17 protein-coding genes are annotated in these 19,995 nt (G+C 71.1%); 6 read left to right on the top strand and 11 right to left on the bottom strand.

Features of this window, described 5'->3' with window-relative positions:
- The first annotated feature begins 56 nt into the window (after window positions 1-56).
- A complete protein-coding gene (locus OHA72_RS23930; RefSeq protein WP_327010015.1) occupies window positions 57-1,493 on the top strand; it encodes a ricin-type beta-trefoil lectin domain protein in 1,437 nt (478 codons plus the stop codon).
- 88 nt (window positions 1,494-1,581) lie between these two features.
- On the opposite strand, the gene bdeA is transcribed toward OHA72_RS23930, so the two are convergent.
- Complete coding sequence (gene bdeA, locus OHA72_RS23925) at window positions 1,582-2,448, bottom strand: bis(hydroxyethyl) terephthalate hydrolase (protein WP_327010014.1); 867 nt, start codon at window positions 2,446-2,448, stop codon at window positions 1,582-1,584.
- Between the two features lie 194 nt (window positions 2,449-2,642).
- Here bdeA and OHA72_RS23920 point away from each other — a divergent pair, with 194 nt between their 5' ends.
- Window positions 2,643-3,692, top strand: a complete 1,050-nt coding sequence (locus OHA72_RS23920; RefSeq protein ID WP_327010013.1) for a pectinesterase family protein — start codon at window positions 2,643-2,645, stop codon at window positions 3,690-3,692.
- 161 nt (window positions 3,693-3,853) lie between these two features.
- Here the strand turns inward: OHA72_RS23920 and OHA72_RS23915 are convergent, their stop codons facing one another.
- Window positions 3,854-5,044 carry a PucR-like N-terminal domain-containing protein gene (locus tag OHA72_RS23915; protein ID WP_327010012.1) on the bottom strand — a complete coding sequence of 397 codons (1,191 nt, stop codon included), beginning with the start codon at window positions 5,042-5,044 and terminating at the stop codon, window positions 3,854-3,856.
- A 66-nt stretch (window positions 5,045-5,110) separates the two neighbouring features.
- On the opposite strand from OHA72_RS23915, the gene OHA72_RS23910 reads away from it, so the two are divergent.
- The gene (locus OHA72_RS23910) at window positions 5,111-6,181 is read left to right on the top strand and encodes a ferredoxin reductase (RefSeq protein ID WP_327010011.1); all 1,071 of its coding nucleotides are present in this window, start codon (window positions 5,111-5,113) and stop codon (window positions 6,179-6,181) included.
- Between the two features lie 20 nt (window positions 6,182-6,201).
- Window positions 6,202-7,347, top strand: coding sequence for a fatty acid desaturase family protein (locus tag OHA72_RS23905; protein ID WP_327010010.1), 1,146 nt, complete (start codon window positions 6,202-6,204; stop codon window positions 7,345-7,347).
- Window positions 7,348-7,360: 13 nt separating this feature from the next.
- On the opposite strand, the gene OHA72_RS23900 is transcribed toward OHA72_RS23905, so the two are convergent.
- The gene (locus OHA72_RS23900) at window positions 7,361-7,591 is read right to left on the bottom strand and encodes a DivIVA domain-containing protein (protein ID WP_327010009.1); all 231 of its coding nucleotides are present in this window, start codon (window positions 7,589-7,591) and stop codon (window positions 7,361-7,363) included.
- 50 nt (window positions 7,592-7,641) lie between these two features.
- Between OHA72_RS23900 and OHA72_RS23895 the strand changes: the two genes are divergently transcribed.
- Window positions 7,642-8,358 carry a polyamine aminopropyltransferase gene (locus OHA72_RS23895; protein WP_327010008.1) on the top strand — a complete coding sequence of 239 codons (717 nt, stop codon included), beginning with the start codon at window positions 7,642-7,644 and terminating at the stop codon, window positions 8,356-8,358.
- Here the strand turns inward: OHA72_RS23895 and OHA72_RS23890 are convergent.
- From OHA72_RS23890 to OHA72_RS23870, 5 genes are all read right to left on the bottom strand, one after another.
- Window positions 8,351-10,360 (bottom strand): endo-1,4-beta-xylanase, encoded by a 2,010-nt coding sequence (locus OHA72_RS23890; RefSeq protein WP_327010007.1) that lies wholly within the window; start codon window positions 10,358-10,360, stop codon window positions 8,351-8,353. The genes OHA72_RS23895 and OHA72_RS23890 overlap by 8 nt on opposite strands.
- A 491-nt stretch (window positions 10,361-10,851) precedes the next feature.
- Window positions 10,852-11,793 (bottom strand): carbohydrate kinase family protein, encoded by a 942-nt coding sequence (locus OHA72_RS23885; RefSeq protein WP_327010006.1) that lies wholly within the window; start codon window positions 11,791-11,793, stop codon window positions 10,852-10,854.
- Complete coding sequence (locus OHA72_RS23880; protein WP_327010005.1) at window positions 11,790-12,605, bottom strand: ATP-binding cassette domain-containing protein; 816 nt, start codon at window positions 12,603-12,605, stop codon at window positions 11,790-11,792. Before OHA72_RS23880 ends, OHA72_RS23885 begins: the two co-directional genes overlap by 4 nt.
- Window positions 12,602-13,633 carry an ABC transporter permease gene (locus tag OHA72_RS23875; RefSeq protein WP_327010004.1) on the bottom strand — a complete coding sequence of 344 codons (1,032 nt, stop codon included), beginning with the start codon at window positions 13,631-13,633 and terminating at the stop codon, window positions 12,602-12,604. Before OHA72_RS23875 ends, OHA72_RS23880 begins: the two co-directional genes overlap by 4 nt.
- Window positions 13,630-14,697, bottom strand: coding sequence for a substrate-binding domain-containing protein (locus OHA72_RS23870; RefSeq protein ID WP_327010003.1), 1,068 nt, complete (start codon window positions 14,695-14,697; stop codon window positions 13,630-13,632). Before OHA72_RS23870 ends, OHA72_RS23875 begins: the two co-directional genes overlap by 4 nt.
- A gap of 203 nt (window positions 14,698-14,900) precedes the next feature.
- Here OHA72_RS23870 and OHA72_RS23865 point away from each other — a divergent pair, with 203 nt between their 5' ends.
- On the top strand, window positions 14,901-15,926 hold the full coding sequence (locus tag OHA72_RS23865) for a LacI family DNA-binding transcriptional regulator (RefSeq protein WP_327010002.1): 1,026 nt from the start codon (window positions 14,901-14,903) through the stop codon (window positions 15,924-15,926).
- A gap of 935 nt (window positions 15,927-16,861) precedes the next feature.
- On the opposite strand, the gene OHA72_RS23860 is transcribed toward OHA72_RS23865, so the two are convergent.
- From OHA72_RS23860 to OHA72_RS23850, 3 genes are read right to left on the bottom strand one after another with little or no spacing between them, the layout of a single operon-like run.
- On the bottom strand, window positions 16,862-17,632 hold the full coding sequence (locus OHA72_RS23860) for an AIM24 family protein (protein WP_327010001.1): 771 nt from the start codon (window positions 17,630-17,632) through the stop codon (window positions 16,862-16,864).
- Window positions 17,633-17,642: 10 nt separating this feature from the next.
- Entirely contained in the window at window positions 17,643-18,320 is a 678-nt protein-coding gene (locus OHA72_RS23855) for an AIM24 family protein (protein WP_327010000.1), read from the bottom strand.
- 11 nt (window positions 18,321-18,331) lie between these two features.
- The gene (locus tag OHA72_RS23850; protein WP_327009999.1) at window positions 18,332-19,924 is read right to left on the bottom strand and encodes a TerD family protein; all 1,593 of its coding nucleotides are present in this window, start codon (window positions 19,922-19,924) and stop codon (window positions 18,332-18,334) included.
- Between the last annotated feature and the right edge of the window lie 71 nt (window positions 19,925-19,995).

Here is a 19,995-nt window from a genome sequence, read left to right as displayed (position 1 = left end):
CACTGGCGGGATCGGGTGACAACGATGTCACCATCCGGCCGCCACCGGGAGAGTCCATGAACCGTCATGTCCCCCATCCCCACCGCCTCCTGCTCGCCGCCGCCGCACTCGTGCTGGCCACGGCGGGCCTGAGCGCGCCGTCCTCCGCCGCCGTCCCCGCCGCCGTCCCCGCCGACGTCCCATCCGCGGCCGTGCCCGCGGACGACCCCGCCCGGGGTCTCGTCTACGGCGGGTTCAAGACCGGCACCGGCCGCTGCGCCGGCCTGCTCGAGGTCAAGGCCGTCCCCGGCGCCTGCACCCACGGGCCCGACGCGCCGTTCCCCGGCCTCGACGTGACGAAGTCCGTGCCGCCGCTGACGGGGCTCGCGGTCAACCCGCTCAGCGTCGTCTGCGACGGCGACGGGCAGTCCGGCAACCGCGTCCAGGTGCTGTACGTGCGCGGCTCCGGCAACGCCGACCGGTACAACCAGTACCTGGCCTCCATCCGCACCTGGTCCTCCGCCGTCGACGACATCTACAGCGCCTCCGCCGCGCAGACCGGCGGTACCCGCCACATCCGGTTCGTCACCGACAGCGGCTGCAACATCGCGGTGTCGAACGTGGCGATCGCCAACAGCGCGCTGAGCGACTTCGGCAACTCCGTCAACGCGATCAAGGCGCTCGGCTACAACCGCACCGACCGCAAGTACCTCATGTACGTCGACGCCACCGCGCTGTGCGGCGTCGCGTACGTCACGCTGGACGACCGGCCGGGGCAGGAGAACGCCAACAACTCCGGCGCGTCCTTCAGCCGGGTCGACTCGGGCTGCTGGTCGGCGGGCCCGGCCGCGCACGAGCTCACCCACGCCATGGGCGCGGTGATGAGCTCGTCGCCGAACCACACCGCGTACGGCCACTGCACCGACGACTACGACATCATGTGCTACAACGACGGGCCGGGCACGGTGATCCGGATCGTCTGCGGCGACCAGGCCCAGGACAGCCGCCTGGACTGCAACAAGAACGACTACTTCAACACCAGCCCGCCGGCCGGCTCCTACCTGGCGACGCACTGGAACACGGCCAACAACCGCTTCCTGATCACCAGCGGCGGGGGCGGCGGCGGCACGGGTGGCCCGCTCACGCTGATCGGCGTCGGCAAGTGCGTCGACGTCAACGCCGGCGCCACCGCCAACGGCACCAGGGTCCAGGTCTGGTCGTGCAACGGCACCGGCGCCCAGCAGTGGACCCTGCCCGGTGACGGCACGGTCCGGGCGCTCGGCAAGTGCCTCGACGTCTCCGCCAGCGGCACCGCCAACGCCACCAAGGTCCAGCTCTGGGACTGCAACGGCACCGGGGCGCAGCAGTGGACGTACGTGTCGGGCAGCCAGGCACTGCGCAACCCGCAGTCGGGCCGCTGCCTGGACGACCCGGCCGGCAGCACCACCGACGGCACCCAGCTGCAGATCTGGGACTGCAACGGCACCAACGCGCAGCGGGTGACGCTGCCGTAGCGCCGTTGCCCGGTCGACGGACGGACCCGCCGGGAATGTTTCCCCCCTCCCGGCGGGTCCTGCTCGTGTACTGACGGACAGGAATTCGTCAGCCTGAATGGGGGCAGGTGTCGCGGTACTCCTGGATCGCGGAACCGGCCGGCTTCGGGCACAGGAACTGCTCGTAGCGGGTGTCGTTGTCGATGAACCGCTTGAGCCACGAGATGCTGTACTTCGCCACCGTCACGTTGCTGGACGTGGGCGCCGAGTGCGAGGCGTTGTTCAGCTCCAGGTACGCCTTGTCGAGACTGGCGGGCAGGCTGGTGTAGAACGGCTCGGAGTGCGAGGCGACGGGCGCGACGCTGTCGTTCTCGGCGCCGATGACGAGGGTCGGCACGCTCACCGACGACCAGGTCTTGGTGGTGTTCCACGGGGTGAGCGGGATCGCCGCCTGCAGGGCCGGCCGGGTGCTCGCCGCGGCGAGGCTGCCGCCGCCGCCCATCGAGTGCCCCATGACGCCGAGGCGGGTCGCGTCGATGCGGGTGCGCACCGAACTGCTGGCGGTCAGGTAGTCCAGGGCCGCGAGGAGCTGCCGGCCGCGGCTGGCCGGCTGGTCCAGTGTGGACAGGGTGTCGATGGTGATGATGACGAAGCCCTGCGAGGCGAGCCGGGGACCCAGCCACGCGACGCTGGACTGTGACGCCGTGTAGCCGGGCGAGATCGCGACGGCGCCGAAGGTACCGGCGGTGGTGCTGGTCGGGTAGTAGATGGTGGCGCCGCCGAAGCCGCTGACGCTGCTGCGGGCGACGGTGCTCTGCGCGACGGCGAACGAGCCTCTGGCCGCCTCGATCGAGGCGACGGTCGGCGCGGGCCCGCGCTCGTACGGGTTGGCGGCGAGCGCGGGGGTGACCTGGCCGCCGAACGTCACGGCGAGGACCGTGACGGCGAGCAGGGTCAGCCGTTTGAGGTGGGGCATGGCGGGCTCCCTCATATTGGCATCGGTAAATGCCAGGCAAGTCTGGAGCCGCCTTGCTACCGGTGGGTAATCCCGTGGCGGGCCGTCGCCCGATGCTATGACAACGTCAGTCGCGCGTGGAAACCCCTTATGAAAGCGCATTCCTGCGTCGTTACATCTTGCGCGGAGCTGCAAAGGTTTGCAAAGCTCGATGGATGAGCTCCCGCCGTACTCTCATCACCGCCGTGCTGTGCGCGGTCGCCGGCAGCGCCGCCACGGGGATCGCCGCCGTGCCCGCCGCCGCCTGGCCGGGCCCGTACGTGACCGTCGCCGCCGACGGCTCGGGCGACTTCACCAGCGTCCAGGCCGCCGTCGACGCCGTGCCGCCGGGCAACCCCGGCCCGTTCACGATCAAGCTCAAGCCGGGCATCTACCGCGGGCAGGTGATCATCCCCGCGGACAAGCCGCACATCACGCTGCGCGGCCAGGGCGCCGACCCCACCCAGGTCGTGATCACCGACAACCGCGCCAACGGCACCCCGAAGCCCGAGGGCGGCACCTGGGGCACCTCCGGCAGCGCGTCGGTCACCATCTCCGGCGACGACTTCTACGCCCGCAACCTGACCTTCGCCAACGACTTCGACGAGGCCGCCCACCCCGAGATCACCTCGAAGCAGGCGGTCGCGGTCCTCACCCGGGCCGACCGGCTCGTCTTCGACAACGTCCGCTTCCTCGGCAACCAGGACACCCTGTACGTGAACAGCCCGGACGCCGCGACCGTCAGCCGCGTCTACTTCCGCAAGTGCTACGTCGAGGGCGACGTCGACTTCATCTTCGGCCGCGCCACCGCCGTCTTCGACCGCTGCGAGATCCGCTCCCTGAACCGCGGCTCGGCCACCAACAACGGCTACGTGACCGCGGCGAGCACGTCCATCGCCAACCCGTTCGGCTTCCTCATCGTCGGCAGCAAGCTGACCAGCGACGCACCCGCCGGCACGGTCTTCCTCGGCCGCCCATGGCACCCGAGCAACGACCCGAACGCGATCGGCCAGACGGTGATCCGCGACTCCACGATCGGCGCCCACATCGGCGCCGCACCCTGGACCGACTTCGGCACCTGGTCGTGGCGCGACGCCCGCTACGCCGAGTTCCACAACCGCGGCCCCGGCGCGGCCGTCACCGCGGACCGCCCGCAGCTGACCGCGGAGCAGGCGGCCGGCGCCACCATCGACGCCTACCTCACCGGCTGGCAACCGCAGCGTTGAGGCACCGGCTGGCAACCGCAGCGTTGAGGCGGAAACGGCACCACGGAACGGTTCCGGTCCCGGCGTTCGGCTGCATCACGACCGTAGCGCATCGTTCCTAATCGCCATACCGTCCCGACACCCACTGTAATACCCCACCGTCACGGCGACTCGCAGTCATCTCACTCGGTGACGGGGGCAACGCTGAGCGCGACGGTCAGCAGCAGGAGCCACTCCGGGTCGCGGAGGCGGTCGCCGTACAGGTCGCGCAGCTTCGCCACGCGGTAGCGGACGGTCTGCGGGTGGACGAAGAGCTCGGCGGCCACCTCGTCGCGGCGGCCCTGGTGCAGCAGCCAGCTGCGCAGGGTCTCCACCAGTTTCGCGACGGTGGAGGCCCGCTCGCCGGCCAGCGGTGCCAGGGCCTGCGCCCGCAGGTCGGCCAGGGCGCGGGCGTCGGCGGTGACGACCAGCTCGACCAGGTGCTCCTCGGTGTCCACCGACGCGCCGACGGGGAACAGCCGGGACACGCGCACGGCCCGGTCGAAGGAGTGCCGGGCCAGGGACCACGCCACCGGCGGGCCGGTGACCGCGCCGTGGCCGGCGACCACCCGCAGGAGATGACCGCGGGCGGTGCCGTGCGCGTCGGGCACGAGCAGCACCGACGTGTCGCGCAGGTGCTCGACGGTGGTCTGCAGGGTCCGCGGGTCGAGCAGGTCGAGGACCGGCCGGGCGGCCCGGTCGGGCAGCAGGACCGCGGTGAACGTCTGCGGCGCGGCCCAGTCGGCGGCCTCGGCGGCCACCGCGGCCGCGGCGACGGCCTGCGCCGGCTCGCCCGCCAGGAGGCTCTGGGCGAGCCGGTCCAGGGCGCGGCGGCGGGCCCGGCCGGAGGTCGCGAGCTCATCGGCATGGCCGGTGACGCTCGCCGCGGACAGCTCGTCGATGTACGCGAAGGTCAGCTCGGCGAATCGGGCGACGACCGGCGCGGCCATCCCGGCGGCGACGGTGACCGCGGCCAGCTCGCGCCAGGCGACGCGGGCGCCGACCCGGTAGGCGGCGAGCAGGGCGTCGAGGCTGCGGCCGGAGCGTGCCTCGCCACGGCCGAGGGCGTACGCACCCTCCAGCGACGACGCCAGGGGCGAGGGGCCCGCCTTGCGTGAGGCAAGGTTGAGGAACCCGCCGAGCGCGGCCCGGACGGCCATCTCGATCTTGGTGCCCATCTCGCCGGTGAGGGCGCCGGCGTAGGCGGGCACCTCCGCGACGATCGCGGCGACCGCGTGGCCGGCGACGTCCGGCAGGGCGTGGCGCAGCGACTCGGCAGCGCCGGTGGAGAGCCGGAAGGCGCCCAGTGCGCTTGCTTTGTCCTCAGCGAACAAGAATCGCGCCTCGATTCACGCGGAACGGTCATGATTTTGTGCTCCAGCCTCCATCATGCTGGATGTATGGCCGCTACCCAAGCCCTCCGCGCCGGCGCCTGGCGGGTCGTCGAGCTCCTGACGACGCCGCTGGTGCCGGCCGACTACCTCGACGTGGTCGCGCCGCTGCGCAACCGCGAGGTGCTGCGGGCCAAGGTCGTGGCGGTCCACCCGGAGACGGACCGGGCGGTCACCCTCACGCTGCGCCCGGGGCGCGGCTGGCGGCGGCACGAGCCCGGGCAGTACCTGCGGCTCGGCGTCGACGTCGACGGGGTCCGGCTGTGGCGGGCGTACTCGCTGACCAGCGCGCCCCACCGGCCCGACGGGCTGCTGACGGTCACGGTCACCGCGGTCGACGACGGTGCCGTCAGCCGGCACCTCATCGGCAAGGCCCGGCCCGGCATGCTCCTCGGCCTCGAGCGTCCCGCCGGCGACTTCGTCGTGCCGGGGCAGGCGCCGGAGAAGATCCTTTTCGTGACCGCCGGCAGCGGCATCACCCCCGTGATGGGCATCCTGCGCTCGGCGAGCCTGAGCGACGTCGTGGTGGTGCACTCCGCGCCCACGGCGCGGGACGTGCTCTTCGGCGGCGAGCTGCGCGCCCTCGCCCGCGACCGGAAGATCCGGCTGGTCGAGCGGCACACCCGCACCGGCGGCCGGCTGTCCCCCGCCGACCTCCACGAGGCGGTGCCGGACCTGGCGGAGCGGCACACCTGGGCCTGCGGCCCCAATGCCATGCTCGACGAGCTCACCGCGTACTGGAGCGACGCCGGCCACACCGACCGGCTGCACGTCGAACGGTTCCGCCCCGCGACCATCACGGGAGACACCGGCGACGGCGGCACCCTGACGTTCCTGCGCTCCGGCAGAACGGCACAGGCCGGCGGTGGTACCCCGCTGCTGGAGGCCGGCGAGGCCGCCGGGGTCCTCATGCCGTCGGGCTGCCGCATGGGCATCTGCTTCAGCTGCGTGCTCCCCCTGCGCGAGGGCGCCGTGCGCGACCTGCGCGACGGGCGCCTCACCACGGCCACCGAAGGCGACAACGTGCTGGTCCAGACGTGTGTCTCCGCCGCCGCCGGCGACTGCCGGCTCGACGTCTGAACGCCACCGAAAGGACCCACGTGACCACGCTGCAACGCAAGCCCGTCAACCCGGTCGGCCACCTCACCGCCGGGGACATCGAGGCGATCGGCCGCGAGCTCGACGCCATCCGCGACGAGGTCATCACCGGCCGCGGTGAGCGCGACGCGGCCTACATCCGGCGGGTCATCAAGGTGCAGCGCTGGCTGGAGCTCGGCAGCCGGGGCGTGCTGCTGTTCTCGATCCTGCCGCCGGCGTGGCTGGTCGGGACCGCGGGCCTGTCGGTGGCGAAGATCCTCGAGAACATGGAGATCGGCCACAACGTCATGCACGGCCAGTGGGACTGGATGCGCGACCCGAAGATCCACTCCACGACGTGGGAATGGGACAACGCGTCGCCGTCGGAGCAGTGGAAGCACTCGCACAACGAGCTGCACCACACGTACACCAACGTCATCGGCCGCGACAACGACCTCGGCTACGGCATCATGCGGGTCGACGAGGACCAGCGGTGGCACCCGATCCACCTGGGCCAGCCGGTGTGGAACTTCGTCAACGCATGCTTCTTCGAATACGGCATCGCCGCCTACGACCTGGAGCTCGGCAAGAACCTCGCGACCAGGAAGCGCCGCAGCAGCCCGCAGTTCAAGGCCCGGGCCAAGGCGGTCCTGCGCAAGATCGGCCGCCAGGTGGCGAAGGACTACGTGCTGCACCCGCTGCTGTCGGGCCCGTCGTTCCTGCACACCATCGCGGCCAACGCGACCGCGAACCTGGTCCGCAACCTGTGGACCCATTCCGTCATCATGTGCGGGCACTTCCCGAAGGGGGTGGAGACCTTCGAGAAGTCCTCGATCGAGGGTGAGACCCGCGGCGAGTGGTACCTGCGGCAGATGCTCGGCTCAGCCAACATCTCCGGCGGCCGGCTCATGCACCTCATGACCGGCAACCTGTCGTTCCAGATCGAGCATCACCTGTTCCCGGACCTGCCCAGCAACCGGTACCAGGAGATCGCGCCGAGGATCCAGGACCTGTTCCAGCGCTACGGGCTGACCTACACCAGCGGCCCGCTGCCCAAGCAGGTCGGCTCGGCGTGGGCCAAGGTCTTCCGCCTCGCGCTGCCCAACCGCCGGACCGCGCCCGGGACGCCGTTGCCGGCCCCCGAGCGGGAGCCGGTCGGCGTCGGATGAGCACGGGGCGGCCTCAGCTCCTGTCGTCCGGGCGGCCCTTGGCCACCCGGCGCAGGTAGTGGTCGACGGCCGCCTTGTCGTAGCCGCGCCATGCGGCGGTCGGGAAGCTGACGGCGTTGGCGGCGGCAAGGGCCTCCGCGCGCTTGGCGGGGTCGCCGGACTCCAACGCGGCCGTGGTCTTCGTGACGAAGGCGTCGACCGGCGCCCGGTCGTACCCGCCGAACTTGACCGGAAATTCACTCATGTTCCCAGTCTCCTCCACCCGGGGGGTCCGCGCCACGATACGGTTCCCCGATGACCCGGCGGATCGAAGAGCTCGACTGGCAGCAGACCCCGATCGGCGAGGTCAGTCTCCGCCGCCGGCGTGAGCCGTCCCTCGGTGTCGAGGTGTACGAGGTGAAGCTCGGCGACGAATACCTCATGTCGAGCCTGTTCACCGTCGCGGAGATCGAGCTCGCGCGGCTCGGGCTGGCCGGCCTGGGTGCGGGTCCCCTCCACGTCGTGGTCGGCGGGCTCGGCCTGGGGTACACCGCCCACGCCGCCCTCCAGGACCCGCGGGTCGGCTCGCTGGTGGTCGTGGACTACCTGGACGCCGTCATCGGCTGGCACCGCAAGGACCTGCTGCCGCTGTCCGCCGCGCTGACCGGTGACCCTCGGTGCCGGCTCGTGCACGGCGACTTCTTCGCCCTCACCGCCGGCGACGACGGCTACGACCCCGCCGAGCCGGGCCGCCGCTTCGACGCGGTCCTGCTCGACATCGACCACTCGCCGCGGCACCTGCTGCACCCCGGCAACGGCGGCCTCTACACCGCCGCCGGGCTGCGCCGCCTCGCCCGGCACCTGCGCCCGGGTGGCGTGTTCGGCCTGTGGTCCAACGACCCGCCGGACGACGCGTTCACCGCCACCCTGGCCGAGGTGTTCGCCGGCGCCCGCGCCGAGGTCGTCACGTTCGACAACCCGTTGCAGCGCCGGCAGTCGGCGAACACCGTCTACGTCGCGCATCTCAGCTGAGCGTGCAGGCCGTGCCGTTGAGGGTGAAGGCGGCCGGGCGGGCGTTGGCGCCGGTGTAGCCGGCGAGGAAGCCGAAGTTCACCGAGGCGCCCGCCGCGACGGTGCCGTTCCAGGCGGCGTTGGCGGCGGCGACCGCCGTGCCGGTCTGCGTGACCGTCGAACCCCACGCCTGGTTGACCCGCTGGTCACCGGCGAAGGCCCAGCGCAGCGTCCACCCGTTCACGGCGGTGGCGCCGGTGTTGGTGACCGTGATGTCGCCGACGAACCCGCCGCCCCAGTCGTTCGTGGTGTACTGCACCGCGCACGCCGTCGCGCCACTGGCTGACGCGGACGCCCACCTCGACGGCGAGACCGACACCGACACCGACCTGGACGGCGAGACCGACGCCGACGCGGACGCCGACCTGGACGGCGAGACCGACGCGGACGGGGAACGCGATGCCGACGGGGACGCGGACGTCGGCAGCCCTTCCGTTTCGATCGTGACGTCGTCCAGGTACAGGTCGCCGGTCGTGTCCGTGGTCTCCAGGTACAGCGACAGCGCCGTCACTCCGGGCAGGAACAGGTAGTCGCCGGTGAGCCGCGTCCACGTGGTGCTGATCGCGGTGTTGGCGCTGACGTTCTCGTAGCGGGTGGTGGTGCCGTTCTGCCGCTGCATGCTCAGCCGTGCGGTGCCCGTGCCGGACGCCGTGCGCGCCCAGGCGGTGACCGTGTACAGCTTCCCGGCGGTGAGCAGGTCCAGGACCGGGTGGGTCGGGCCCTGCCAGGTCGCGGTCCGCCCGGAGGACAGCACGCTGCCGGTGCCGCCGTGCGCGGCCGTCGTGACGTGCGTGGTGGTCTCGCCGCCGCGGGAACCCCAGCCGGTCAGGCCGCTCTCGAACGGGTACGACGCCACCGTCACCAGGCTCGGCACCGCCGGCGGGTCCGGGACGGTCGCGGTGCCGCCGAGCGCCTCGACCACCGCCGAGTACGCGGGCCTGGCCCGCCACTGCTCGTCGAACAGCAGGGCCGCGCCGTACCCGGGGAAGAACGCGGGGATCCATGAGTCGACCTCGCCGACGCCCCACGTGGTCACCCCGGTGCAGCCGGCGACGGCGGCGCACGCACCCACGACCGCCCGGTGGTCCGCGGCCTGCTGGGTGAGCTCGGCGGTGTCGGCGGGCAGCGGGATCCGCACGTCCAGCTCGGTGATCTCCACCTGCAGCCCGAGCGCGGTGAACCGCTCGATGTTCTGCCGCAGCGTCGACGGGACCTGCCCGACGATCAGGTGGGCCTGCAGCCCGACGCCGTCGATCGGGACGCCGGCGGCCTGGAGGCGCTGCACGAGGTTGTACAGCCCGGTGCTCTTCGCGTTGACGCCCTCGACGTTGTAGTCGTTGATGAACAGTTTCGCGGCGGGGTCGGCGGCGCGGGCGGCGGTGAGCGCGTCGGCGATGTAGGACTCGCCGAGCCGCTGGTACCACACGGACGAGCGCAGCGTGCCGTCCTCGTTGAAGGGCTCGTTCACGACGTCCCACTGCGCGGCGCGACCGGCGAAGTGCCCGGCCTCCGCGGTGACGTGGTCGACCAGGACCTGCCGTTGCGCGGCGGCGGTGCGATCCGTGCTCACCCACGACGGCAGCTGGTTGTGCCACACGAGGGTGTGCCCGCGCAGCCGCTTGCCGGTCGCGGCGGCGTAGTCGGCGATGGCGTCGGCGGCGGCGAAGTCGAACTGCCCCTGCGTGGGTTCGGTGGCGTCCCACTTGCCCTCGTTGCCCATCGTCACCGAGTTGAACTGGGTGTCGGCCACGTACCGCCACTGGCTGGAGGCGAGGCTGTTGACCTCGGCGGCGGTGCCGATGTGGAATCCGCGGGCCGTGGCGACCTGCGCCAGGGTCTGCCCCGCCGACGCGGCGAGCGCGGGCAGCACGGTCGCGCCGGCCGCGACCAGCGTCACCGTGGCGGCGACGATGCCGGCGATGCGGGTACGGCGGGCGCGGTTGCGCCGGTGTGGGTCGTTCATGCTGGTCGCTCCCAGGGTCCGTCGATGCGGCGGCGCCCACGACAGCACGCCCCGATGTCCCGGGACAACCCGCCGATGCCCCGGGCGCAGGTCACCGCGATGCCGGCAGTGAAAGATGCACGGCTGTTTCTTCCGCGGCGGCCTTCGGCCGGAAGAGCAGTGGGCGATTCTCACCCCACACCCCCAATGCTCGCTTCGCTCGCACGCCCTGCGCTTCGCGCGGCCGACTCACACGCATGCGCGTTGCATTTGAAAGACCGGGGGTCGAGGTTTCGGGGCACTCAGGTCTTTCGTCCCATTCGCCTGCCATTCGCGCGAGACGCGAAGGCAGGCCCGTCCTCCCGCCGGGCCGGGCAGCGGCGGCGCGGCGGTGTCGTGGGCGGCGTGCGTGTTGCTCTGCCGCGCGCCGCCCCGGGCCGACCGGGAGCAGCCCGTCCGGCGATCATGGCCCGGGGGCGGCCGCCGCGGAAGAAACAGCCGCAGCGGACGAATCAGGGCAGGTCGGCGAGGGTCGGTGGGTCGGCGCCGCGGCGGGCGCAGGTGATGCCGGCGACCTGGGACGCGAAGGCGAGCATGCCGGTGAGCGCCGGGACGTCGACCCCGGCCAGGCGGTCGCGGTTGGCGGCGCCGAGCAGGCCGGCGGTCCGGCAGGCGTGCAGCAGCCCCGCCGTGAACGCGTCGCCGGCGCCGACGGTGTCCACGACGCGGACCGGGACCGGTGACACCGTCACCGCGACCCGGGCCGTGCTGCCCCACGCGCCGTCCGCGCCGAGGGTGACCACGACGAGCCGGGCGCCGAGCGCGAGCCAGGCCCGGCCGATCTCGTCGTGCCGGCGGCCCGGGTACAGCCAGGCGAGGTCCTCCTGGCTGACCTTGACCACGTCGCTCATGGCGACGAGGTCCTCGACCCGCCGCACGGCGGTCTCCGGGTCGCCCATCAATGACGGGCGGCAGTTGGGGTCGTAGCTGACGGTCGCGGTCGCGGCGGCGGCGCGCAGCAGGGCCGCGACGTGCGCCGCGCCCGGTTCGAGGAACGTCGCGATCGAACCCGTGTGCACGCAGTCGACCCCGCCGTCCACAGTGGACACGGCGGGCCCGGTGGACACGGTGGATACGGTGGGTTCGAAGGCCCGCCAGGCGATGTCGAACGTGTAGTCGGCCTGGCCGTCGGGGCGCAGCGTCGTGTGCGCGGCACTCGTCGGTGTTGCGTCCAGCAGGGTGCCGGGCGCCAGTCGTACCCCATTGGCGCGAAGGAACCGCAGGATCAGGCGGCCGTGCGGGTCGTCGCCGACCTGGGTCAGCAGGCCGGCGTCCTCACCGAGCCGGGCGAGGGCGACGGCGACGTTGGCGGGGCTGCCGCCCGGGTGCGCCACGGGCCCGCCCGGTGGACCCTCGATCAGGTCCACCAGGGCCTCACCGACCACGGTGATCACACACCACCCCCGTCCGCCTTGACCTCCGGCCTGCTGTCCGACCTGCCGGGCGTCTCCTCCAGGGTGGTGGCGCCGGTCATGATGGCGACCGCCTCCGACATCGTGTGCGAGCGCGGGGTGATGAGCCCGCCGCAGCGGCCGAGTCGCTGGATGTGGATGCGGTCGGCGACCTCGAACACGTGCGGCATGTTGTGGCTGATCAGGATGACCGGCAGGCCCCGGGAGCGGACCTCGCTGATCATCTTGAGCACCTGGTTGGACTCGCGGACGCCGAGGGCGGCGGTCGGTTCGTCCAGGACGATCACCTTGCTGCCGAACGCGGCGGCGCGGGCCACGGCGACCGCCTGGCGCTGGCCGCCGGACAGCGTCTCCACCGGCTGGGCCATGTTCTGCAGGGTGCCGATGCCGAGGTCGGCGAGGGCCTGCCCGGCGTCGCGGCGCATGCCCTTCTTGTCCAGCATCCGCAGGACCGAGCCGAGCGGGCCGGGCCGCAGGCGCTCCCGGCCGAGGTACAGGTTGCTGGCGATGTCGAGCGCGGGCGCGACCGCCAGGGTCTGGTACACGGTTTCGATGCCGGCCTCGCGGGCGTCCTGCGGCCGTTTGAAGTGCACCGGCTGCCCGTCCAGGAGCAGCTCGCCGGCGTCGGGGACGAGCGCGCCGGTGAGGCACTTGATGAGCGTCGACTTGCCGGCGCCGTTGTCGCCGATGACGGCGAGGACCTCGCCGGGGTACAGGTCGATGTCGACGCCGTCGAGCCCGACGACCCGCCCGAACGTCTTGACCAGTCCCCGCGCGGAGAGGATGGGAGTCATGCCCTGACCCTCCTGATCCACTGGTCGACGGCGACCGCGAGGAGCACGAGCATGCCGACGGCGAGGACGCGGTACTGGTCGTCGACGCCGGCGAGGGACAGGCCGCTGCGGAAGAAGCCGACGATGAGCGCGCCGAGCAGCGTGCCGAGCACGGCGCCCCGGCCGCCGAAGAGGCTGGTGCCGCCGATGACGACGGCGGTGATGCTCTCCAGGTTGGCGTCGGTGATCGCGTTGGGGCTGGCGGCCCCGGCCCGGCCGATGAGGATCCAGGCGGTGAGGCCGTAGATCGCGCCGGCGATGACGTACACGCTGAGCAGGACCCGGTCGACGCGGATGCCGGCGAGGCGGGCAGCCTCCTTGTCGTCGCCGACGGCGTAGACGTGCCGGCCCCAGGCGGTGTTGGCCAGGGCGAAGCCGACGACCACGTACAGCACGGCGACGAGGACCACGCCGGCGGTGATGCGGAACCGGCCGATCGCGAACGTCTCCCCCGTCCAGTTCAGCAGCGCCGGCAGGTCGACGGACTGCACGCTCTGGCCCCGGGAGTACAGCAGCCCGACGGCGGTGAAGACGCTGAGCGTGCCGAGGGTGACGATGAACGGCGGCAGCCCGATGCGGGTGACGAGCGTGCCGTTGAGCGTGCCGGCGGCGACACCGACGGCGATGCCGACAGCCACCGCGAGGATCCCGGGGATGCCCTGGCCCTCGGCGAGCTTCGCGGACAGCATCATCGCCAGGATCGTGACCGCGCCGACGGACAGGTCGATGCCGGCGGTGAGGATGATCAGGGTCTGCCCGACGGCGAGGGCCCCGATGACGGCGACCTGCTGCAGCACCAGCGACAGCGAGTTCGGCTGGGCGAAGCGGGGGTTGATGAGCGAGAAGACCGCGAAGGACACGACGAGCACCAGGAACGGGCTGATCGCCGGGTACGAGTGCAGCACGTGCTGGACCCGCTGCACCGGTGAGCGGCGGCGCAGCGCGAACTGCTCGGCGGCCGTGTTCGCCGGCGCCGTCGCGGCCGTCATGACTTGCCCCAGCAGCGGTTGGCGGCCTCGGTGCTGTCGATGCTCTCGGCGCCCGCGGCCGGCTTGTCGGTCACCAGGGTCACGCCGGTGTCGAAGAAGTCCAGGCCGCTGGTGACGGTCGGCTTCGCGCCGCCGGTCGCGATCTGCTTGATCGCCTTGATGCCGAGCTCGGCCATCTTCGTCGGGTACTGCTGCGACGTCGCGTTGATGAGCCCGTCCTTGACCTGCTTGACACCGTCGCAGCCGCCGTCGATGGACACGACGAGGACGTCCTTGGTACCGGCGGCCTTGAGCGCCTTCTGCGCGCCGACCGCGGCCGGTTCGTTGATCGTGTAGACGACGTTGACCGACGGGTTCTTCGTCAGGCACCGCTCCATCGCGGTGCGCCCGCCGTCCTCGGCGCCGTTGGTCGGCTCGTTGCACACGATGCTGTACGTGCCACCGGAGTAGCTGCCGGTCTTGGCCTCGTCGCCGTTGCGCTTCTTGTCCTTCGCGTCGATCCCCATCCCGGTCAGGAAGCCCTGGTCCCGGTTGTAGTCCACCGACACGATCTTGTCGTTGAACAGGTCGAGCATGGCGATGGTGGCGGGCTTGCCCGCGAGGGTCGCCGCGGTCCACTTGCCGATCAGCTCACCGGCCTTGAAGTTGTCGGTCGCGAACGTGATGTCGACGGTGTTGGCCGGGTCCGGCGGGGTGTCCAGCGCGATCACGTACAGCCCCGCGTCGCGGGCCTTCTTGATCGCCGGGTTGACGCCCGGCCCGTTGGGCGTGATGAGGATGCCCTTGTCGCCGCGGGCGATGGCGTCCTCGATCGCCTGCACCTGACCCGCCTCGTCACCGTCGGCCTTGCCCGCGGCGAGCGTCAGCTTGACGCCCTCGGCCGCGGCGGTCTGCTTGGCGCCGTCCTGCATGGTGACGAAGAACGGGTTGGTCGAGTTCTTCGTGATCAGCGAGACCGACACCTGGTCGCTGCCGGCGTCATCGCCGCACGCGGCGGTGAGCCCGCCGGCGACCACCGCGACGGCGAGCAACCCTGCGGCCCGCAGCCGGTTGCGTTCGAACATGTCAGCTCCTAGGGTTTCGTTTGACAACGATGTCAAGGAGTGTCAGCCAGCCTCATCATGATTGTCAATAATCCCTACAAGATGCTCTTGACCCGGAGGCTTGCCGGACCGCCAGAATCTTGACATCGTTGTCAAGTCAGCCGCGCGCTCCGAGCTTGGCGGCGCTGGCGATAATGGAGAGCCGATCTTCGCGAGGGAGTGCCGTGGACCACGTCGCCCGTGCCCGCCCGACCCTGCGCGACGTGGCGCAGCTCGCGGGGGTCAGCCCGAAGACCGTCTCGCGCGTCGTCAACGGCGAGGCCGGCGTCAGCCCGTCGAAGGCCGGCGCCGTCGAACGGGCGATCCGGCAGCTGGAGTACCGGCCCAACATCACCGCCAGCAGCCTGCGCCGCGCGGGCGGCCGCACCGCCGCCGTCGCCGCCGTGCTCGAGGACGTCTCCAACCCGTTCTCCTCGGCCCTGTACCGCGCCCTCGAGGACGTCGCCCACGCCCGTGACGTGATGGTCTTCGCCGGCAGCGTCGAGGAGGACCCGGCCCGGGAGCGCGCCCTCGTCCGCGCCTTCGCGATGCGCCAGGCCGACGCGATGCTGATCGTGCCGGCCAGCGACAACCAGGCGTACCTGACGCGCGAGGTCGTCGGCGGCACCCCGCTCGTCTTCGTCGACCGCCCACCCGTCGGCCTGCACACCGACGCCGTCCTGGTCGACAACGAGTCCGGCGCCGCCGACGCCGTGCGCCACCTGCTCGCCCACGGCCACCGCGACATCGCCTACCTTGGCGACCTGCGCACCATCGCGACCGCGCAGCGCCGCTTCCAGGGGTACAAGGAGGCCCTCAGCGACCACGGCATCCGCCCGGACCCGTCACACATCGTGCACGACCTGCACACCACGGAGGCGGCCGCGACCGCGTTCGGCCGGCTGCTGGACGCCGCCTCGCCGCCGACGGCATGCTTCAGCGCGCAGAACCTCATCACCATCGGCGCGATCCGGGCGCTGCGCTCCCGGGGGCTGCAGCACCGGGTCGCGATCGTCGGCTTCGACGACTTCCCGTTGGCGGATCTGCTGGAGCCGGCGGTGACCGTGGTTTCGCAGGACCCGTACCGGATGGGGCGGGTCGCGGCGGACATCCTGTTCCGGCGCCTCGACGGTGAGGATTGGGAGCCCACTACGCATCTCGTGGAGACCCGCCTGATCGTCCGGGGGTCGGGCGAACTGCCGCCGCCCTGATGCGCTGGCTTCCTTGTGTCGCTGTTCGCGTGCATGATCGTCATCCCCGTAATAGAAAATCCATCACGGCTGCGGCCGCTTGTGGTTCCGCGCAGCCTCCGGCGGCGCGACGGGTAGCGCGGTCACCGTCCGTGCCGTCTTACGGTGATGCCAAGCCAGGTCCGCACTCACATGATCCAGCGCCGTCGAGGTCATCATTCGGTGGTGCCACACCGTCACTGGGTTCAAAACACGAACAAATCACCCATATCACAGCGCGCCCAAGGCGCGCACCAAGATCCAGCCCGGCCCCCGTCTTGATCGAAGGATCCCGGTGGTCGTCCGGACGACCACCGCCGTCCTTCGATCACGGGCCGGAGCGGAAGATCGCCGTCCGAGCGCCGGTACCACCCGGTCTAGCGATCGAAGTTCATAACTCAAGCTTGTCGGCAGCTCCAATCGTCGCAAATCCCCCAAACCGCCGTACGGCGCCGATCCGCGTTGATCCGCGCCTGCCCCGCTCATGATCGAAGGACCGGACTGGCCGTCCGGACGACCACCGCCGTCCTTCGATCACGGGCCGGAGCGGAAGATCGCCGTCCGAGCGCCGGCACCACCCGGTCTAGTGATCGATGGTTTTCGTTTTTTGACCAACGGCGGTGTTGTAGCACCGAATGATGCGCTCGACGGCGCTGGATCATGTGAGCGCGGACCTGGCTTGGGATCACCGCAACGACGGCACGGACGGTGACCGCGCTACCCGTCGCGCCGCCGCAGGCTGCGCGGAACCACAAACGGCCGCAGCCGTGATGGATTTTCTATTACGGGGATGACGAACACGCACGCGAACAGCGACGGAAGGTAAGAAGCGCATCGGCGAAACGCAGGACCCGCACAAAAAGAGGCCCGGGCAGCAAAAGTGATGCCGCCCGGGACCCCGGTGAAGGAACGTGCGCTCAGCGGCCCATGCCGCCGAAGGGGTTGTTGCCCGCCATGCCGCCCTGGCCGAGCCCGAAGCGGCCCGCCATGCTGGTGCCCGCGAGGGCGTCATACGGCGGGACGAGCTCGGCCGGCTGGACGACGACCAGGCCCTCGCCGGTGAACTGCATCTGCCAGCTCTCGCCGGTGTTGCCGCGGGGGCGCCACACCGAGGAGGAGGTGACCGCCGCCTGCATGCTGACCTGGAGGTTGGAGGTCCAGGCGATGACGGCGTCGGCGTCGGCGAAGTAGTAGTTGCTCGGCGTGACCTTCATGACCAGGGGGGCGCCGGTGGTGGTGACGGCGACCTTGCCGCGGCCGTTGAGCTCGATGTTGTAGCCGCCGGCGCCGGCGATCTGGACCTGCGAGTCGATGCGGACGATGTCCCACCGCAGCGCGGTCTCGAAGGCCAGGACGTTGTTGCCGTCGACGGTCAGGGCGTCGCCGGTGAGGTCCAGGACGTGGACGTCCTGGGCCTGGTTGGCGAGGAACACGGTGCCGCTGCCGCTGACCTTCATGAGGTTGAGGCCTTCACCGGTGAAGTGCCGGGCGATGTGGGAGCCCCAGCCCTGGTATTGCGCGTCGAAGTTCACGCCGCCCTGGTAGGCGACCATGGCGCCCTTGCGGGCGTAGAACTCGTTCATGCCGGAGGCCTGGCCGAGGGTGGCCTTCAGCATCTTGCCGTTCTGCAGCACGAATCGCTCGGTGCTCTGAACTTCCTGGTTTGCCAGCAGTGAGCTCTGGTACATGTCGGTCTCCTCAACCCCGTGCCGAGAAAGCGGGGCGCGCGTCCTCGCTCGGCTGGACCATCACGAAACCCTGCCCGGAGAAGCCGAGCTGGAACGACTCGCCGGAGCCGCGGCCGATGAGGCTGCCGAAGCGGGCGGTGCGCTTGGGGTTGATCTGCAGGCCGTCGGTGAAGGCGACCAGCGCGTCGGTGTCCACATAGGTGGGTGCCTCGCGGGTGTCGAGCACGGCGGGCGTGCCCTTGCTGGTCAGGGCGACCCAGCCGTTGCCGCGGATGACGACGTTGAACATGCCCATGCCCGACAGCATGCTGACGCCTTTGACCCGCTCGATGTTCCACGACAGGGTGGAGTCGAAGGCGAGGATGTTCTTGCCGTTGACGCTGAGGCCCTCGCCGGCGAGCTGCACCACGACGACCTCCTTGCCGTAGTCGGCGAGGTAGAGCTCGCCCTGGCCGGTGGCGGTCATCAGCGGCACGCCCTCGCCGGTGGCCCACGAGCGGGCCATCTGACCGAGCTGCGGCGGGTTGGGGTTGAAGTCGATCAGGCCCTCGTAGGCGATCATCGACCCGGTGCGGGCGAGCACGTCCTGACCCGGCCCCATGATGACCTTGGCGATCTTGCTGCCGTGGAGGCTCATCCGGTCCCGGACCTGCGTCTGGCCATAGTGTTGGAGCAGCGGACTCTGCACAGCGTCCCCTTTCAGACCTCGTAGGGCTGGACCACGACGAAGTGGCCCTGCATTCCCATGAACTGGAGCGCGACGGACTCGCCGCTGGCGCCGGCATAGATCTGCCGGGACACCCGGACCTGCGTGGACACCGCGACCCGCATGCCGGCGGTCCAGGCGACCACGGCGTTCATGTCGCCGAAGGTCGGGCCCTGGCACATCAGCGTCACCGGGGTGCCCTTCGTCATGACGACGACGGTGCCCTGACCGCGGACCTCCAGGTGGAACATGCCGCCGCCGGGGATGCCGGGGCTCTCGATCCGCTTGACCTCGGTCTGCAGGCTCGCGTCGAAGGCGAGCACGTTGTTGGCGTTGATGCACAGCGCCTGGCCCTGCAACTCCACGATGTGCAGGTCCGCCGCGTTCTCGGCCAGGAACACCTCGCCCTGACCCTTGATGGTCATCAGCTTGAGGCCCTGCCCGGTCATGGCGCCCTCGAACATCGCCTTCAGGCCGCCGGAGCCCTTGTATTCGAAGTCGACGTTGCCCTGGTAGGCGACCATCGAGCCGCGCCGCGCGTGCGCGTCCGGGCCGAGGGTCACCTTGACGAGCTTGCCGTTCTGCTTCGTCCAGCGGCCGGTGGTCGGCGTCTCCTTGTACTTCTGGAGGCTCGTCATCACACCCGGCGGGGTCGGCTGCGCCTGCGACGGCAGCAGGTCGCCCTGCTGCGGCGGGTAGCCGGGTTGACCCTGCGGCGGATACCCCGGCTGGCCCTGCGGCGGGTAGCCGGGCTGACCCTGGGGCGGATACCCGGGCTGCTGCGGCGGGTAGCCGGGCTGGCCCTGCGGCGGATACCCGGGCTGCTGCGGCGGATAACCCGGCTGCTGCTGCGGCGGATACCCCGGCTGACCCTGCGGCGCGAACGCGGGCTGCTGCTGCGGCGGGAACTGCTGGGTGGGCGGCGGCGGCGCGAACTGCTGTGTGGGCGGCGGCGGGGGCGGCGCGAAGCCCTGCTGCGGCGGCGGGCCGCCGGGCGGCGGGCCGCCGGGCGGCGGCGCGAACCCGGGCGCGGGACCCGCGGGCGCCGGGGCGGGCTCGTCGTCGACGTTGCCGCCGTAGGAACGGATCAGGTCCGCCAGACCACCGGCGAAGCCCTGGCCGACCGCGCCGAAGCGCCAGACGCCCTTGCGGTACAGGTCGCCGATGATGATCGCCCGCTCGGTGCCGAAGTCGGCGCCGGTGAAGCTGTAGCGCATGACCTCCTGGCCGCCCGCGACGATGCGCAGGTAGCCGGACTGCAGCTGGCTGGCGGTGCCCGACGTCTCGATCGCGGCGCAGAACGACAGCTTCGCGATCTTCTCCGGCACGGCGTTGAGCGTCGCGCGGAACGAGTCCGTGTCACCGGACTGCGGGCCGAGCTTCTGGATCGAGCCTTCGGGCGACTTCGGTTGGTTGAAGAAGATGAAGAAGTTGTCATCGGCAAGCTTGTCGTCGGCGTCCAGCCCGAAGCACGAGATGTCCCACGTGATCCCGGGAGCGTTCAACTGGATGCCTACATACAGATCATCTCCCGTGGTGAAGGACGAAATCGGGCTCTTCTGCCCCCGAGTGAATGTCTGAGACACGTGTTCTCCTCGGCTACAACGACAGCGCGTCTGCGATCAACTTATAGCGACACCGTACAAGTGGGGTACGA

The organism is Dactylosporangium sp. NBC_01737 (assembly GCF_035963215.1).
Lineage (GTDB): Bacteria > Actinomycetota > Actinomycetes > Mycobacteriales > Micromonosporaceae > Dactylosporangium.
This window is presented reverse-complemented; position numbering and strand designations above follow the sequence as displayed.